General features: G+C 53.6%; 13 protein-coding genes. 3 read left to right on the top strand and 10 right to left on the bottom strand.

The window, feature by feature from the left end; genetic code table 11:
- Positions 1-15: 15 nt before the first annotated feature.
- The 3 genes from FEE96_RS11565 to FEE96_RS11575 all read right to left on the bottom strand — a co-directional run bounded on the left by FEE96_RS11565 (position 16) and on the right by FEE96_RS11575 (position 3,474).
- The gene (locus FEE96_RS11565) at positions 16-1,365 is read right to left on the bottom strand and encodes a cytochrome P450 (RefSeq protein ID WP_138163207.1); all 1,350 of its coding nucleotides are present in this window, start codon (positions 1,363-1,365) and stop codon (positions 16-18) included.
- A complete protein-coding gene (locus FEE96_RS11570) occupies positions 1,362-2,627 on the bottom strand; it encodes a hypothetical protein (RefSeq protein WP_138163208.1) in 1,266 nt (421 codons plus the stop codon). Before FEE96_RS11570 ends, FEE96_RS11565 begins: the two co-directional genes overlap by 4 nt.
- A 94-nt stretch (positions 2,628-2,721) precedes the next feature.
- Entirely contained in the window at positions 2,722-3,474 is a 753-nt protein-coding gene (locus FEE96_RS11575) for a cytochrome c biogenesis CcdA family protein (RefSeq protein ID WP_138163209.1), read from the bottom strand.
- Positions 3,475-3,540: 66 nt separating this feature from the next.
- Between FEE96_RS11575 and FEE96_RS11580 the strand changes: the two genes are divergently transcribed.
- Positions 3,541-3,801 (top strand): sulfurtransferase TusA family protein, encoded by a 261-nt coding sequence (locus FEE96_RS11580; protein WP_425467310.1) that lies wholly within the window; start codon positions 3,541-3,543, stop codon positions 3,799-3,801.
- A 149-nt stretch (positions 3,802-3,950) separates the two neighbouring features.
- On the opposite strand, the gene FEE96_RS11585 is transcribed toward FEE96_RS11580, so the two are convergent.
- The 6 genes from FEE96_RS11585 to purC all read right to left on the bottom strand — a co-directional run bounded on the left by FEE96_RS11585 (position 3,951) and on the right by purC (position 12,467).
- The gene (locus FEE96_RS11585; protein WP_138163210.1) at positions 3,951-6,977 is read right to left on the bottom strand and encodes an Rne/Rng family ribonuclease; all 3,027 of its coding nucleotides are present in this window, start codon (positions 6,975-6,977) and stop codon (positions 3,951-3,953) included.
- Between the two features lie 562 nt (positions 6,978-7,539).
- A complete protein-coding gene (locus FEE96_RS11590) occupies positions 7,540-8,874 on the bottom strand; it encodes a sigma-54-dependent transcriptional regulator (protein WP_138163211.1) in 1,335 nt (444 codons plus the stop codon).
- A 30-nt stretch (positions 8,875-8,904) separates the two neighbouring features.
- On the bottom strand, positions 8,905-10,677 hold the full coding sequence (locus tag FEE96_RS11595) for a sensor histidine kinase (protein ID WP_138163212.1): 1,773 nt from the start codon (positions 10,675-10,677) through the stop codon (positions 8,905-8,907).
- Positions 10,678-10,713: 36 nt separating this feature from the next.
- Complete coding sequence (gene purQ / locus FEE96_RS11600) at positions 10,714-11,382, bottom strand: phosphoribosylformylglycinamidine synthase subunit PurQ (protein ID WP_138163213.1); 669 nt, start codon at positions 11,380-11,382, stop codon at positions 10,714-10,716.
- A complete protein-coding gene (gene purS, locus FEE96_RS11605; RefSeq protein WP_138163214.1) occupies positions 11,382-11,612 on the bottom strand; it encodes a phosphoribosylformylglycinamidine synthase subunit PurS in 231 nt (76 codons plus the stop codon). The genes purQ and purS overlap by 1 nt, the downstream gene beginning before the upstream one ends.
- A gap of 93 nt (positions 11,613-11,705) precedes the next feature.
- On the bottom strand, positions 11,706-12,467 hold the full coding sequence (purC, locus tag FEE96_RS11610; protein WP_138163415.1) for a phosphoribosylaminoimidazolesuccinocarboxamide synthase: 762 nt from the start codon (positions 12,465-12,467) through the stop codon (positions 11,706-11,708).
- A 166-nt stretch (positions 12,468-12,633) separates the two neighbouring features.
- Here purC and FEE96_RS11615 point away from each other — a divergent pair, with 166 nt between their 5' ends.
- Both FEE96_RS11615 and bmt read left to right on the top strand, forming a co-directional pair.
- Positions 12,634-12,951 carry a DUF1476 domain-containing protein gene (locus FEE96_RS11615; RefSeq protein ID WP_138163215.1) on the top strand — a complete coding sequence of 106 codons (318 nt, stop codon included), beginning with the start codon at positions 12,634-12,636 and terminating at the stop codon, positions 12,949-12,951.
- 596 nt (positions 12,952-13,547) lie between these two features.
- Positions 13,548-14,561 (top strand): betaine--homocysteine S-methyltransferase, encoded by a 1,014-nt coding sequence (bmt, locus tag FEE96_RS11620; protein WP_138163216.1) that lies wholly within the window; start codon positions 13,548-13,550, stop codon positions 14,559-14,561.
- Between the two features lie 559 nt (positions 14,562-15,120).
- Here bmt and FEE96_RS11630 read toward each other — a convergent pair.
- Positions 15,121-16,182 (bottom strand): PA0069 family radical SAM protein, encoded by a 1,062-nt coding sequence (locus FEE96_RS11630; RefSeq protein WP_246079417.1) that lies wholly within the window; start codon positions 16,180-16,182, stop codon positions 15,121-15,123.
- Positions 16,183-16,268: the final 86 nt, after the last annotated feature.

The following is a 16,268-nucleotide window of genomic DNA, read 5'->3' on the forward strand; positions in this document are numbered from 1 at the left end:
ATATATTTGCGACGTCTATCGTTTTGACAGCTTCAACCAGATCCCATCCGCTGATCGGACGGTCAAATGCGCGACAGGAACAGGCTCGCGCCCTTCGACTAGCTCAAAACGATACTGGCGCATCAACATCGATAGTATCAACGGCCCCTCGACCATCGCAAATCCTGCACCAGTACAAACACGCGCACCTGCGGAAAATGGGATAAAGGCATCGCGTTGACATTGCTTTCCATTTTCGGTTCCCCATCTTTCAGGGTCAAACCCATCCGGATTGTCCCATAACCGGTCATGTCTATGCAGATGCCACGGGCTAACCACCACCTGCGATCCCACCGGCACCTCTCGGTCTCGAAACTGTTCTGGACAAGTCGCCTGCCGCACCATCATCGGCACCGGAGGGTAAAGCCGAAGTGCTTCGCGAAAGACATCGCGGCTAAGACGCAGCTTTGACATAACCGAGAAAGACTGCTCGTCCAAAGCCTCAGCCTCAACCGCCAACTTGTCCTGCCATTCCGGGTAGAGGGCCATCAGATATAGAGTCCAAGCCAATGCAGATGCACTGGTTTCATGACCCGCCAAGAAGAAAATCGCAACTTGATCAACCATCTCTTCGGTATCAAAGCGTTCACCGCTTTGAGGGTCGGATGTTGTCATAATTTTGGTCGCCAAGTCATCCGGTGCTGTACCATTGCGAATGGCTTGCATCCGTTCTGTCGTCAGTTGGGTGATCAACCACCTGATCTTAGCAGCATCGCGTTTTGTAGTGCGTTTAAAAAATCTTGGCATCCAACGCGGCATCGGCACAAAAGCAGCGAGGTTTAAAATTGGCTGACTGCGCTGATAATCGCGAAAGCGGTTAAAGACCTGCGCAGCCACTTTGTTTTCAATCGGAATTGAAAATAGGGTACGAAAAATCACGTCAGCCGCAACATGGCTGGTCACCGCTTCGATTTCGACTGGTTCACCCAACTGGCTTTGCAATCTGGATACAGCGGCTTCAGAGGCTTCTCGCATTGCAGGAAAGGTATCTTTCAGGCGCCCTCCTTCAAAAGCAGGATCAATAATCCGTCGCTGTCGTTTCCATGTTTCCCCATTGGTCAAGAACACTGAGTTTCCAAGGAGAGGTCGCAATCCTTCTGCGATGCGGTTGGACTTTGGAAAATCATCAGGACGCGCCTTCAGCACCTCTTTGACTAGCTCGGGCTGGTTGATCATGAATGATCGAAAGAACGGCGTCCGAAATTCGGCCATCCAAGCGTGATACAGCTTAGCAGGTTGCGCCGACAGAATATCCTGCCGAAACAAACGCAGATAGCGCAAAAGCGATACTTTTTCAGGCCTTGCAGGGGGTTTTGGCGGCGTCAAACAGGCACCTCAGAGGTGAATTTGGATACAGCAACATCAATTCGAGATTGGGATGGTTTCCTGTCTTTGTAGCGCTCTTTCAGTGTCATTGGGCCAGCAGTGATGCGAAAGTAGTCATAGTCGCCAGGTTGGTCAAAAGCGCAGAGGTACTGAAAATGCAGCCGGAAAAAACGCCAGCGCAACTGGGCCCACCGCTCTGCACTGAGCGTTTGGGTGAAGGCGGCTGAGAACACCAAAGGCCATCGCTTGTCCTGAGGGGCGACGCCGCTCACACTCACCGGATCACAGAGCGCAAACGCGCAACCATCACCAGGGGCAGTCACGTCAACCCAGACCAACTCTTCGCGCTGCGACAGGAAACGTAGATCGGCGCGCAAACGATAGGCATCGGGCAAGAAGGACACCATTGGAACCACTTGCCCCAGACTTAGAAAACTCAATTGAGGATGCTGCGCTGGCAGGCCTTGACGGATCAAATCCGAGAGAACCGATACTGCAACATGTGCGCCCGAAGAATGCCCGACCACCAGGACCTCATCCAGACTGTCATCTTTCATGGCAGAGGCAATCATCGCGGTAAACTCAGCCATCCGAGCTTCAAGCTCTGGAGAGTTTGCCCCTCTGGATGCGGCAGAATAAGCGTAGTCGTGCATCAGGTAATAGGCAAAAAACTTACCGTCCATCCTCTTGAACCAGCGTAAAAGTGCAACCCCAGCACCCGCACCCAGAACCAAGCCTGCCAGCTGAACGAGGGATCCTGTCAACGATGCAAGCCCTGCAATATGGATCACTGCTCGCGCCAGCCCCCACACAAGAAGCATGGCGAGCAATGCTTGGACGAGTAACATTCCAACCGGATAAAGCGCGGCAATTACCGGGCCCTTGCGAAGCCGCATGAGACGGCGCAGAGTTCCTGTTGCAATATATGTCCACGCGGTCTGAGCAAGCTGTAGATACGTAGCCGGGATTGAGCTCTCCATGCTGTCGCGGACAATATCAGACCAGACCAGGACCTCGACATCACTGACAACCTCAGCACCTTCGATTTCCGCCTGCACATGCCAACCATAAGGACCTGCCTTGGCCTTTTTGGCCGTTAAGCCGATTTGGTACCCGGAAATATCAGCCTGAGCGACACTTTCCTTCCGATATAACTCTCGATAACGACGTGGATGTATTGGGTCATAACCCGGGATATAGAAAACCCGCCGCCGGTTCACCCGGCGATGTACAGATTTTGTCTCTGCCCGATCCAAATTCATTTCACCCTCATTTTCTACCCGCAGGCTAGCGGGTCAATCGGGCAAGAGTAAGACCTGACAGGCAACGAAAAGGGGCCAAGTAGGCCCCTTTTTTCTATCCCAGTGTCGCCAGAGCCGGGAAGGTTTCCAGCAGCCACCACGAGAAGGTGGAAAACAGTCCCGTAACCAGCATCACGCCGACGAGCAACAAGAGACCGCCCATAATTTTCTCGATCAACCCCATGTGTCGCTTCATCTTGTTCATCAGCACCATTGATCGGCTGAGGAAGATCGCGGCGAGCAGGAACGGCACACCTAGGCCGATGGCATAGATACCCAACAGGATCGTGCCACGCGCTACAGAGGCTTCAGACGCCGCCAGCGACAGAATTGCACCTAGTTGCGGACCAATGCAGGGGGTCCAGCCAAATGCAAATGCCAAACCAAGCACATAGGCCCCGATGGCAGAACCGCTTGACTGGCCAGCCTCCATTCGCATTTCACGATCTAGAATAGGGATCCGGAACACGGACAGAAAATGCAGACCAAATATGATCACAACCAGACCAGAAACCTGAGCAAAAAGTTCCTGATTTTGCAGCACAAAAGCGCCAAAGAAAGAGGCTGTGAAGCCCAATAACAGGAAGACAGTCGACAAACCCATTACAAAGAACAGTGCAGCAACAATAGCCTTGCGGCGGGCTGCGCCGGGATTTTGCATGTCGCCAATTGAAACGCCGCTCATATAAGCCAGATAAGGCGGTACAATGGGCAGCACACAGGGGGAAAGGAAGCTGATCAGTCCGCCGATCAGCGCCACAAGCATCGCAGGGATCAGCCCTGCGTCGATGATTTCTATACCAAACATCTTTCTCCCTTAGCCCACCTGTTTACAAAGGTCACGAGGGCAGCTGGTCACATCCTTGTGGACAGGATGAATTATCCGTCATATCTGACAGTTATGAACGAAATTTCGGAAACACTGGATGCCATAGGGCTATTGTGCCCCCTGCCCGTCCTTAAGGCCCGCAAACGGCTGAAACCCTTACCCATAGGCGCGGTACTACAACTGTTGTCCGACGATCCAGCTGCAGTGATCGATGTACCTCATTTTTGCAATGAAACAGGTCACACTTTTCTTGGGATGAGCGACGCTGATGGCCATCAGGCCTATCTAATCCGCAAGGGCGCCTGACCCTGAAAACAGCGTCTAAGCGAGCTGTGTTCTATGTGTACAAAGCGTACACCACCTGTGCACCAGCAGAATCCAGTATCTAAAGATCTTCAAAATTCTTTAGTCAGATGTAAGAAGCGCCGAGGCTAGCCCCGGCGCTTCTAATTACATCAGCTTCCCAACGACCACCAGCCGCGGCGCTTAGGCTTGGGGGGCTCCTCCGGTTCAGGAGCAACTTGTTCTGCTGCGACCAGGGCCGGTTCAGCCTCACGCTGGGTCTCAGCTGGTTCAGAAACAGGTTCTGCTTCAACTGGCTCAGTCACCTCAGGTTCAATCGCAGTTTCCTCTACAGCCAGTTCAGGCGTAACTGGTTCTTTGACTTCCTCAACAGGCTCAACAACAGATTCGGTGGTTGCTTGATCTTCTGAACTGGCAACAGGCTCGACCACTGGTTCTGCCTGATCAGTCGGTTCTGCAGCAACTACTATTTCCTCTGAAGCCTCAGGTGCCACCGACGATGATGTATCTACGTCGGCTGTCTCGGGCTCTGAAACCACCGGGGTAACTTGCTCAACATCGCTGCTTTCGACCTTAACTTCAGTCTCTGCCTGAGCCTCTGATGTAACAGTGTCCGGGCTTTCTGTAACTTCTGATTTGGCCTTACCACCGCGAGAGCGGGAACGAGACCGTGTGCGTTTGGCTGGCTTCTTCTCTTCGTCTGCTGCAGGTTCGACCTCTGTCGCCCCATCATCAGCTTTCGTAGCCTCGTCGCCTTCGACCGGAGTTTTAGACTCTGCATCAGTAGTATCGGTATCCGACCCATTTTCAGCAGCATCGGATTTGCCCGAACGACGACGACGACGACGACGCTTACGCTTGGGTTTGACGTCCTCTTCAGAAGTTTCAGTCTCTTCAGCAGCGCCGGAGCTTTCAACGACCGTTTCTTCGTCATTGGTGGTTTCGGCCTCATCGGCATCCACCTGATCCATCAACGATGTGTCAACTGAAACCACTGGGGCTGCAGCAACCGGCACCGCACGGGTGGCTGTTTTGAGTTTTTCCAGTGTAAAGTCAGGGCTCACCAAATGCGGGTCGCCTTCAATCCGGACCGACAATCCATAGCGTGCTTCGATCTGGGCAATATGCTCGCGCTTTTGGTTCATCAAGAAGTTAGCAATGCTGACAGGGCAGCGCACCAGTACTTCGCGTGAGCGACCACGGGTGCCTTCTTCTTCGATCTGACGCAAAATGGTCAACGCCATGTTGTCATCTGAACGGATCAACCCAGTACCGTGGCACGATGGGCACGGCTGTGTTGTGGCCTCCAGCATGCCAGGGCGCAGACGCTGACGGCTCATCTCCATCAAGCCAAAGCCCGAGATTCGACCAATTTGAATACGCGCACGATCGGTTTTCAGCTTGTCTTTGATACGCTTTTCAACAGCAGCGTTGTTCTTACGCTCGTCCATGTCGATGAAGTCGATGACGATCAGACCAGCAAGGTCACGCAGGCGCAACTGGCGCGCTACCTCTTCAGCAGCTTCAAGGTTGGTCTTGGTCGCAGTATCCTCGATCGAGCCTTCTTTGGTGGCCCGGCCTGAGTTCACATCGATGGCAACCAGTGCCTCGGTCACGTCAATCACGATGTAGCCGCCAGATTTCAGCTGAACCGTCGGGTTGAACATGCCACCCAGATAGCTTTCCACCTGATAGCGGGCGAACAGCGGCAGGGTTTCGTTGTAACGTTTCACATTTTTGGCATGCGACGGCATGATCATTTTCATGAAGTCTTTGGCAATGCGATAGCCGCGTTCACCTTCAACAAACACTTCATCGATCTCGCGGTTATAGAGATCTCGGATCGACCGTTTAATCAGGTCGCCCTCTTCATAGATCTTGGCAGGTGCGATAGATTTCAGTGTCAGCTCGCGGATTTGCTCCCACAAGCGCTGCAAATATTCGTAGTCGCGCTTGATTTCAGCCTTGGTGCGTTTGGCACCTGCGGTGCGCACGATTAGGCCAGCGCCCTGAGGCACATCGATTTCGTGAGCGATTTCTTTCAGTTTTTTACGGTCAACAGCATTGGTAATTTTGCGTGAAATACCACCACCACGAGCAGTGTTGGGCATCAATACGCAATAACGTCCAGCAAGAGACAGGTAGGTGGTCAGAGCCGCACCTTTGTTACCGCGTTCTTCTTTAACGACCTGCACAAGCAAGATCTGACGGACTTTGATGACTTCTTGAATTTTGTAACGACGTGGACGTGGCTTGCGACGCGGACGGATGTCTTCGCTGTCATCCTCTTCCGCAACAGATTCAATAGAACTGTCTTTGGAGGTCGCATCAGCGCGTTGTTCTTCGGCGTCTGGTTCATCGCTGCCTGGCTCTTTGGCTTCAACAGCCTTTTCCTCAGCAGGGTCGGCTTCTGTTGCAATGGCAACGGCTTCAGCAATGGCTTCAGCAACCGTCGTAGTTACTGTCTGTTCCTCTACGGCCTCATCCGATTTAACTGCGGTCTCTACAGCAACCTCTACTTCAGCAGGAGCAGAAGCTACTTCGGTAGGTTCCGCGCCCGCTGCAACGGCCTCAGCATCTGGATTGACCTCTTCTGCCGCACTTTCGGGCTGATCATCAGCAGGCTCTTCCACAGGCGTTTCAGCAACAGTCTCCATTGGAGAGCTGCCTTCGCTTACGCCAAGTACATCTACGGCGCTGGCCTCGCCCTCATCACTGAGGTCGATAGTCTCCATGCCCGAAATTTCGGGAGTGGCGGTCTCAACTTCTTTTGTTTCAACCGCATCCTTGGATTTGACACCTTCAGCCTTAGTACGGCTGCGTGACCGCGAACGACGGGGCTTGGAAGGCTTGCTCTCTTCCTCGTCATCCTTGGCGCGCATTTGCTCAGCATAGGCGCGCTCTTCTTCCATCAGAGCTTCACGGTCGGCGACCGGAATTTGATAGTAGTCAGGATGTATTTCCGAGAACGCCAAAAAGCCATGGCGATTACCGCCATAGTCAACAAATGCCGCCTGCAGAGAGGGTTCAACCCGTGTTACTTTTGCTAGATAGATATTGCCAGCAAGCTGGCGTCTATTTTCAGATTCAAAGTCGAACTCCTCAACTTTGTTTCCGTCGACCACCACGACGCGGGTCTCTTCCGCGTGGGTGGCATCAATAAGCATCTTCTTTGCCATGTTTCCTTGGTGCACCATGCCTGCGCGCGCAGGCTCCGGCCGTTGCCGGGGGGAGCTGCGCGTTTTGGGTGGTGTCTTGTCAGGGCGATATTAGACGGCGCGCGACAGGACATGGTCGCGGAAAATGTTCCCGTCGGTCCTGTCTCTGTGCTCAGTTTGTGCGCGCGCGTCATCGCGGTTCTTCTCCGACAGGTGGGGGTATCCCGAACCCTGCCCATTTCTGCCTACCCCGAAATCGGCCCGGTGCAGGCGCTAAACTACCCCGGGATCCGGGGCTAATCGATCTGCCTGTGCCTTCTCGGGTCATGCCGGACAAAAACACAGAGCAGCGAAACTCATCTGAACGGAAGACGCCCACATTGGCGTCAGTCCCGTTTCACCAGCATAAGGCCTGTGGATAGGTAATGACAATGGGCATCTTTATCAGTCCCAACGTAAATCGTCTTACAGGGCAAACAATTCAGCCTAAAGGTTAAGAGTACGATAGCTTTTAGGCTTTTTCACTCTCCACTCACCGCAGTGAGGCGCGCCGAACACTGCTGCCCCCTGTGGATAAATTCATTCAAAGGTAGTCAGATCGCTGTAGACCATACTTAGCCATCTTTTCGTTCAATGTTCGCCGCGGCAAACATAACTCCTCCATCACCGAAGCGATTGATCCCTTGTGCCGACGCATGGTGTTATCAATGAGCATACGTTCAAAGGCTTCGACATATTCCTTGAGCGGCTTACCTTCTGTGGTCATCACCGGCTGCATTTCTTCATGATCTGACATCAAAAGAGAGGCAATCGTTCCAGAGCCGCGTCGCGCCTGCAGCACCGCCCGCTCAGCAATGTTGATCAGTTGGCGCACATTGCCAGGCCATGGCGCCTGCAACAATTGCGCAGCCTCTTGGGCTGAAACCTGTGGCGCGTCACAGCCGTATTCCTCAGCGAACTGTTCGGACAAACGTGTAAATAGCGCTAAGATGTCCTCGCCACGCTGTCGCAAGGGCGGCACGGTAACCCGCAGTGCGGCCAAACGGTAAAACAGGTCTGAACGCAGTGCGTCTTCACAGGTCTTGCCAGCTTCTTGCAGATTCGAAATCGCTACAATACGTGTCTCGCTTGGGGTGCCTTGCTCATTGATCACCCCCAACAGCTTGGCCTGTAGTGTTTCAGTCAGGGCATCGATATCTTCAAGCACAAGGGTACCGCCACGCGCTTCCTCGATTGCGGGTAGTTGCGCATCTTCGGGCATCATCGGCCCAAACAGCCGCCGAGACAAAGCGTCTTCCTCTAGTGCAGCACAGCTGACCAGTACAAATTTCTTACCTGCCCGGCTTCCCACCGCGTGCAGCGCATGGGCCACCAAGGTCTTGCCAGTTCCGGTTTCACCGTCAACCAGCACATGCCCATCGGCTTGGCCAAGATCCAGAATGTCCTCTTTCAGACGCTCCATGACCGGGCTTGCACCGATTAATTTCTTCATGATTTGAGTGCCATCGGACAGTTCGCGTCGCAAGACCCGGTTGTCCAACACCAAACGCCGTGCGCCAGTCGCACGCTTGGCCAATTCTGACATACGGTCAGGATTAAAAGGTTTTTCAAGAAAATCAAAGGCTCCGACCCGCATTGCTTCAACCGCCATGGGTACATCACCGTGACCGGTGATCATAATCACCGGCAGAGCACTGTCACTGCCCATCAGTTTTTTTAGAAACTGCATTCCATCCATGCCGGGCATCTTAATATCGGAAATCACAATGCCAGGATAATCTGCGCCCAGAACCTTCAATGCGTCTTCGGCACTGGCAAAAGTTTCAGTATCATAGCCCGACAGCGCCAACCATTGGCTGATCGATTGACGCATATCCTGCTCATCATCAACAATCGCAATTTTCATAGCCTGTGCCATATAGCATCCTCTCTCAAATACACGCCGCGCTTATTCAGCGGCTTCAATCCCATCCACCAGGATTGGCAACTGCATTTCAAACACCGCACCGCCATTTTCACCGTTGCGAGCCGTCAGCCGTCCCCCTAGGTCGTTTACGATACCGGATGAGATAGCAAGCCCAAGTCCGACCCCGTCTCCAGGCTGCTTGGTGGTATAGAAGGGTTCAAATAGTTCCCCAAAATCCTTGATACCCACACCGTTGTCACGCACCGCAAGAATGGCAGTTTCACCTGCTGCCAAAATGATTTCGACTTCAGGATCTGTTACTGATTTGGTGGCATCTAGGGCATTTCGCAAGAGGTTCACCATAACCTGCTCGATACGCATTCTATCGCCCATCACAAAAACCGGATCATCAGGTAAAACGCGGGCAATTCTGACATGTCGCTGGCGCAACTGGGGTTCCATCATTGACAGGCTAGAAGCCAGTGCATCGCCCATGTTTACAGGGCTAAAGCTATCGCCTCCCTTGCGCGCGTACGATTTCAGCTGGCGGGTAATCGCGCCCATTCGTTCAATCAGGTCATCAATGCGTCCAAAGGACACCAATGCCTCTTCCGGCCGATTGCGACCAAGTAGCAACCGCGCCCCGGCAAGATACGTTTTCATTGCTGCCAATGGCTGATTCAATTCATGGCTCACAGCCGCGGACATTTCCCCCAGTGCGGCAAGTTTTGAACTTTGGGCGAGGCTTTGTTCTGCCACTTCCAGCGTTTTTTGCACCCGCTCCCGCTCGGCGACTTCCCGCCTCAGTCTGGCATTCAATACGCGAAGCTCCGCCGACTCCCGCTGGAATAGCGCCATGCGCAGCGCTGTTTTGCGACTTAAAGCATAAAACGCCAGCGCAAGAAGAATAGCGAATCCCATGATTTCAAGAGCAAGAACCGTGTTGACCCGCTCACGAACAGAAACATAAGTGGTATAAGATGTCATCCGCCAGCCACGAAAAGGAATGCGGTTTGCCATGCGCATCACCGCCTCACCCTGTAAGTAGGTATCAGCCGATAACGCTGTCCAATCTGCGGTGGCCCGGATTGCGCGCTGGATTGCCCCCTGCGGTGTTTGCTGCCTAAGAGCGTCTTCCTCACTCAACCCACGCCAACGGGATTCTGTTGCCAGCACGATTGTTCCAGTACTGTCGGTCACCATTACGGCATCGGAGATACCAGCCCAAGCCTGTTCGAATTTCTGCAGGTCGACCTCAACAACAATGCCCCCCAACACGTCTGAAGTATCTTCCAGACGGCGTGAATAGCTGAAGCGGTATCCACCCGCCTCACGCTCGATTACCGTGAACACAGTCGCATTGGAACGTATCGCATCGACAAAATATGGGGCGTTGCGATGCAGTTCACCCAGTCGATTGCGATCAGTGGCCGCTACGGTTCGCCCATCATGAGCAAGGAGCATAATGGAAGCCGCGCCAATTTCATCGACAAATGAAATCAGGCGTTGGGTCGACAAAGAAAAATCGCTGGACTGCAACGCTGAAATCAACGTCTGATCGCGCGCCAACAACTGTGGCACGATGGCGTTCTGGCGCAATTCGCTCAACAGATTGCCGGAATAAAGTGCGAGCCGAAGTTCAGCTCGGTTTTGGGTGCTCTGCGTGAACCGGTTGGTCAACAGGCGATTGGTTTGCCAGACTGTAACTGCAACCACTGCCAACAAAACAACCAATCCCAAACGCACCTTCCAGGAGAACGTTTTGGACGGCTTGGCGAGCGTTGTCTGTGGGGAGGTGTCATGCGGGGCGATCATAGCTCAAATCTACGCTCGCCGCCCCGGCACCACAAGTCACGCTGTAGCGACAATACCCATCAATGCGCGGAACACTGCCACCCCGTCGGTGCCGCCGTGGCCTTCATCCGCTGCCCGTTCAGGGTGAGGCATCATGCCCAGCACCCTACGGTTTTCCGACAAAATTCCCGCGATATCCGCAATAGAACCATTGGGATTGTCAGCGTAGGTAAAGGCAACCCGGTCCTGATCCTGCAACTGGGCCACAGTGTCAGCATCTGCAAAGTAATTGCCGTCGTGGTGGGCGATCGGAATGCCGATCACATCGCCAGCATTATACCCTTCGGTAAAGACACTGTCAGAGGTTGCTACTTTCAGATCAACCGTACGGCAGATGTATTTCAACCCGGCATTGCGGAGCAAGGCGCCGGGCAGAACGCCTGTTTCAGTTAGCACCTGAAACCCATTGCAAACGCCAAGAGCATAGCCGCCACGGTTGGCATGTTCGACAACGGCCTTGCAAATCGGTGATTGCGCCGCGATGGCACCACAGCGCAGGTAGTCACCATAGGAGAACCCGCCGGGGACACCAACAATGTCAACGCCTTCAGGCAATGCACTGTCTTTGTGCCAAACCATTGAGACGTCAAATCCCGCTTTTTCAAATGCTACCGCCAGATCGCGATCACAGTTTGATCCCGGAAAAACAACAACCGCCGCCTTCATCACAGCATCTCGATGCTGTAGGATTCGATCACTGTATTGGCGAGCAGCTTTTCGCACATTTCAGTTACATCTGCTTCGCTGGAGCCTTCGGCTAGGGTCAGATCGATCACCTTGCCCTGGCGGACACCTTCAACCTTATCAAAGCCCATCGCCCCAAGGGCGTGGCGCACAGCCTCACCCTGTGGATCCAGAACCCCATTCTTCAGCATCACATGCACCCGTGCCTTCATTGCGTCGTTCCTCGATTGCGGTGTTTAAGAACCCCTCAGGGCTCTTTTTGCTAAAACATCAATAGTTCAACGCCCGCTTGGGGCGCTGAGGACTCAGTTAACCAGTGTTGGTTTGCCCATAGTCGGAGGAGTGTTGGGCATGACGCCCAGTCTCCGCGCGACTTCTGAATAGGCATCGGTAAGGCTCCCCAAGTCGCGGCGGAACACATCTTTGTCCAGCTTGCGCCCGGTTTCGATGTCCCACAGTCTGCAACTGTCAGGGCTAATCTCGTCGGCCAAAACCAAACGCTGGAAATCACCATCGTAGACGCGACCAAATTCGATCTTGAAATCGATCAACCGGATCCCAACTGCCAGCATGACGCCTGACATAAAATCGTTCACCCGGAGCGTAAGGCTCAGGATGTCTTCCATGTCCTGCTGACTGGCCCAGCCAAACGCAGCTATGTGTTCTTCGCTGACCAGTGGATCTCCTAAAGCATCATCCTTCAGGCAATACTCGACGATTGGCCGCGGCAGTTGAGTACCTTCATCAATGCCAAGTCGCTTGGACATAGAGCCTGCGGCATAGTTGCGCACGATGACTTCAAGCGGCACAATTTCGCAGCTGCGCACCAGTTGTTCGCGCATGTTCAGACGCTTCAGAAAGTGTGTTGGAACACCAATCTGGCCAAGGCCCACCATGAAGTATTCGCTCAGAAGGTTATTCAGAACCCCCTTGCCTTCAATGACGTCCTTTTTCTCAGCGTTAAAGGCTGTGGCATCGTCCTTGAAATACTGCACAATTGTGCCTGGTTCCGGACCTTCAAACAAAGTTTTGGCTTTGCCTTCGTAGATTTTCTTGCGACGCGCCATGGTCAGCCTTTCGAATAAGCCTGATGGGGATACCTGAATCCCGTTTGTGCCGCCCTCATAGACCAAGCCTGCCAATGCCGCAAGCAAACCACGCACCCTTGCTCCGATGCGCCGCGGGGCTAATATCAAAAGTATAGGAAATCACACTTAAATAGGGTGCGACCGCATGACTACATTTGACGACCGAGAACAGGCGTTTGAGGCGAAATTTGCCCACGACGCAGAAATGCAATTCAAAGCACAGGCCCGATGCAACCGGATGCTAGGCCTGTGGGCTGCAGCAAAAATGGGGAAATCTGGTAGCAAAGCCGAAGACTATGCAAGATCCATTGTTACAGCTGATGTCGAAGAGGCGGATCACGAGGATGTCGTACGTAAAATGACCGCGGACCTTCAAGGGCGGGTCACATCCGATGAAATTCGCAAAAAACGCGCTGCATTTCTTCCCGACGCAAAAGAACAGATTCTATCGGAAGCCAGCTGATCCAAACTTGGATTACCGAGCGTGCATATCGGTTGGCCTCGACCGGCGCGACATTTTTTTCGATGGCGCTTAACTGAAACACCTTGCCCTTCGCGTTTCAAAGTCACGACGAAGATTTACCACTGTTGCAAGTGACATCGTTTTTCTGGCATCGGTTGGTTACGCTCTTCTGGAACAGAACCGAATAGAAACAGGGCCTGATGGTTCTAGCCTATTCTGCCGCTCTCAAAGCTGTACTCATATCTTCAGCTCCGTGCTGCCTTGGCTCTGGACATGCTGGACTGCCAGGCATTGAGATGGGACCCAATTGCCGCAGCTGCTGATTTGGGCTTGCGCCGATTGTCCCTGGCAACGGTATAAGATCATCGTCTGGAGACCCGCATCAACAAGGGTCTAAAGCTAGTTTTACTCCCTCAAATTTCCACTTTACCTTGGCGTCACCCAGCACCGCAGAGAAGACCCGGTAGCGCAGCCTCATAAAGAAGATGAGCAGAATGGAATTGCCTTGTCGCGCGCTGCGTGACACAGGAAGGCCAAGATGATTGCGCTGCGCAGGCGATCTGGGGTTTTGCCCCAACTTTGACGGGATATCAAATATGACCAACACCTTTATCGAATTGCTCAACAGTAAGGATGTGCTGCTGGCCGATGGCGCCACGGGCACCAATCTGTTCAACATGGGTCTACAAGCAGGTGATGCCCCAGAACTGTGGAACGTAGATGAACCCGCCAAAATTCGAGCGCTCTACCAAGGGTCGGTCGACGCGGGTAGCGATCTGTTCCTGACCAATACTTTCGGCGGCACCACCTCACGGCTTAAACTGCACGACGCCCAAAGCCGTGTGCACGAACTGAACAAAGCGGGTGCCGAACTGGGCCGCGAAGTGGCTGACAAGTCGGGACGCAAGGTTGCCGTTGCAGGATCAGTCGGCCCAACTGGTGAGATCATGCAGCCCGTTGGCGAATTGAGCCACGCCCTGGCTGTTGAAATGTTCCACGAGCAAGCCGAGGGACTTAAAGCAGGCGGCGTTGACGTCTTGTGGGTGGAAACCATTTCCGCCCCAGAAGAATTTCTTGCCGCTGCCGAGGCCTTTGCACTGGCAGATATGCCTTGGTGTGGCACCATGAGCTTTGACACCGCAGGGCGCACTATGATGGGCGTGACCTCTGCCGCATTGGCGCAGCTGGTCGAAGACATCGATAATGCACCCCTGGCATTTGGGGCTAACTGCGGCACCGGTGCCTCCGACATTCTGCGAACCGTTCTTGGCTTTGCTGCGCAAGGAACGGAGCGGGCGATTATTTCCAAAGGTAATGCCGGCATCCCAAAATATGTCGATGGCCACATTCATTATGACGGCACCCCCGAACTGATGGGTGAGTATGCAGTGATGGCTCGCAACAGTGGCGCCAAAATTATCGGCGGCTGCTGTGGCACCATGCCCGACCACCTGCGCGCTATGCGCGAAGCTCTTGATACCCAGCCACGCGGCGAACGCCCTGCGCTGGAGCAGATTGTCGAAGCGCTTGGCCCGTTTTCATCGGCTAGTGATGGCACTGGTGACGACGTCGCCCCTGCCCGCGAACGCCGTGGTCGCCGTCGCAGCTAAAGAAAAATTTAGCTGTAGCAGCGCCAGTGTACTGCGACAGCTTTTGCAAAACCATTGGCGGCATTGCTGCTGGACAGCCTGATGTGGACGAACTCTCCAGCTATGGTCAACCAGATTTCCGTTCACATCTGAACATTTTGATCACACCTTTCATTGGACGCTCTCACCACAGGCGGCGCAAAAACTGGCTTTGCCAGTTCTAAGCGGTTTGCCGCATGTGGCACAGGGTGGCCCGTACTGGCTTGCGACATGGTGGAAAACAGCACTTGGATTGCTTTCTTGAAAGCCTGTAAGCCTTTCATACCCTTTGCACAAAGCCAGCAATCCCTGTTGGCGAGATAAGCGCATGTTGTCGACCTCCAGCTGCAAGTGCCCCCATTCCTGATCAGTTAACATTGGGACGACCATTTCGCAGCGCCAACAGTACAAATTTACCGGCATCGTATTCCTAATGTGATCCGCAATTTCATCTACACTATGTATATCCCCTTTGAGGAACGTCCGTGCATATTTTCAACAGCTTACGGCATGATCCACTTAATCTAGATCTACAAGGCAATCAAAGAAGCGAAAGTTGATCGCCAATCTGTGCGGGTAAGGCAAACAAATCACTGCGCAATGCTGACGCTTTCTCAAGCAGGCCTAGTCTTTTGCAGGCAGACTTAAAACGGTGACCGATCATCCGTGCATATTCTCCTTCACCGCGCATCCGCTGACCCCAGCGTGGGTCATAGTCTCTGCCACCATGCATTTCACGCAATCGGGCCATCACCTTTGCTGCACGGCCAGGTTCATGTTCGGCCAGCCACTGTTGCCACAGTTCCGAGACCTCGCGTGGCAGGCGAAGCATAATCCAACTGGCAGCATCTGCTCCGGCAACAGCGCCCGCAGCCAGCAAGGCCTCTACTTCATGATCTGTTAGTCCGGGCACCACCGGCGCCACCATGATCCGGACTGGAATACCCGCGTCACTCAATCGCTTGATTGCTGCCAAACGCCGCGCAGGCGCAGGGGCCCTTGGCTCCATGCGGCGTGATAGGCCTGGATCCAAAGTTGTCACTGAAATTCCGACGCGAACCAGCCCTTTGGCCGCCATCGGCGACAGAATATCAATATCTCGTTCGATCATTGCGCCCTTGGTCACAATAGCCACCGGATGACTGAAATCACTTAGAACCTCCAGACAGGCCCGCGTGACTTGTTGAGCCTTCTCAATCGGTTGGTAGGGATCAGTGTTGGTGCCCATCGCTAGTGTTGCGACACGGTAGCGCCTGGCGCGCAATTCATGTCGCAACAGATCAGCCGCATTGGGACGCGCCACCAGCTTGGTCTCAAAATCCAACCCCGGCGAAAGCCCGAGGTACGCATGTGTGGGCCGTGCAAAACAGTAAATACACCCATGTTCGCACCCGCGATATGGATTGATCGAACGATCAAAGGGCAAATCCGGAGACCGGTTATAGCTAATGATGGAGCGTGCATCTTCAAGGCGTACCTCGGTTGGGACATTGGATGTTTCCACCTCTGGAAACCACCCATCAACAACAGATTCGCGCTGCGGATCAAATCGCCCTGCCGCATTACTAAGGGCAGCACGTGCTTTATGAGTCTTTGAATTCATCGTTCTATCTATTTGCATCCTTGCATACTGCAACAACGACAAGAACAAATAAAGAACAAACCCGCAGAACTGAAGATCACCATGCG

Source organism: Parasedimentitalea maritima (genome assembly GCF_005771405.1).
Lineage (GTDB): Bacteria > Pseudomonadota > Alphaproteobacteria > Rhodobacterales > Rhodobacteraceae > Parasedimentitalea > Parasedimentitalea maritima.

Coding starts and splice junctions, on each gene's coding strand:
- FEE96_RS11570 (WP_138163208.1), bottom strand. CDS start 2,627: ATGAATTTGGATCGGGCAGAGACAAAATCTGTACATCGCCGGGTGAAC.
- FEE96_RS11575 (WP_138163209.1), bottom strand. CDS start 3,474: ATGTTTGGTATAGAAATCATCGACGCAGGGCTGATCCCTGCGATGCTT.
- FEE96_RS11580 (WP_425467310.1), top strand. CDS start 3,541: ATGAATTATCCGTCATATCTGACAGTTATGAACGAAATTTCGGAAACA.
- FEE96_RS11585 (WP_138163210.1), bottom strand. CDS start 6,977: ATGGCAAAGAAGATGCTTATTGATGCCACCCACGCGGAAGAGACCCGC.
- FEE96_RS11590 (WP_138163211.1), bottom strand. CDS start 8,874: ATGGCACAGGCTATGAAAATTGCGATTGTTGATGATGAGCAGGATATG.
- FEE96_RS11595 (WP_138163212.1), bottom strand. CDS start 10,677: ATGATCGCCCCGCATGACACCTCCCCACAGACAACGCTCGCCAAGCCG.
- purQ (WP_138163213.1), bottom strand. CDS start 11,382: ATGAAGGCGGCGGTTGTTGTTTTTCCGGGATCAAACTGTGATCGCGAT.
- purS (WP_138163214.1), bottom strand. CDS start 11,612: ATGAAGGCACGGGTGCATGTGATGCTGAAGAATGGGGTTCTGGATCCA.
- purC (WP_138163415.1), bottom strand. CDS start 12,467: ATGGCGCGTCGCAAGAAAATCTACGAAGGCAAAGCCAAAACTTTGTTT.
- FEE96_RS11615 (WP_138163215.1), top strand. CDS start 12,634: ATGACTACATTTGACGACCGAGAACAGGCGTTTGAGGCGAAATTTGCC.
- bmt (WP_138163216.1), top strand. CDS start 13,548: ATGACCAACACCTTTATCGAATTGCTCAACAGTAAGGATGTGCTGCTG.
- FEE96_RS11630 (WP_246079417.1), bottom strand. CDS start 16,182: ATGAATTCAAAGACTCATAAAGCACGTGCTGCCCTTAGTAATGCGGCA.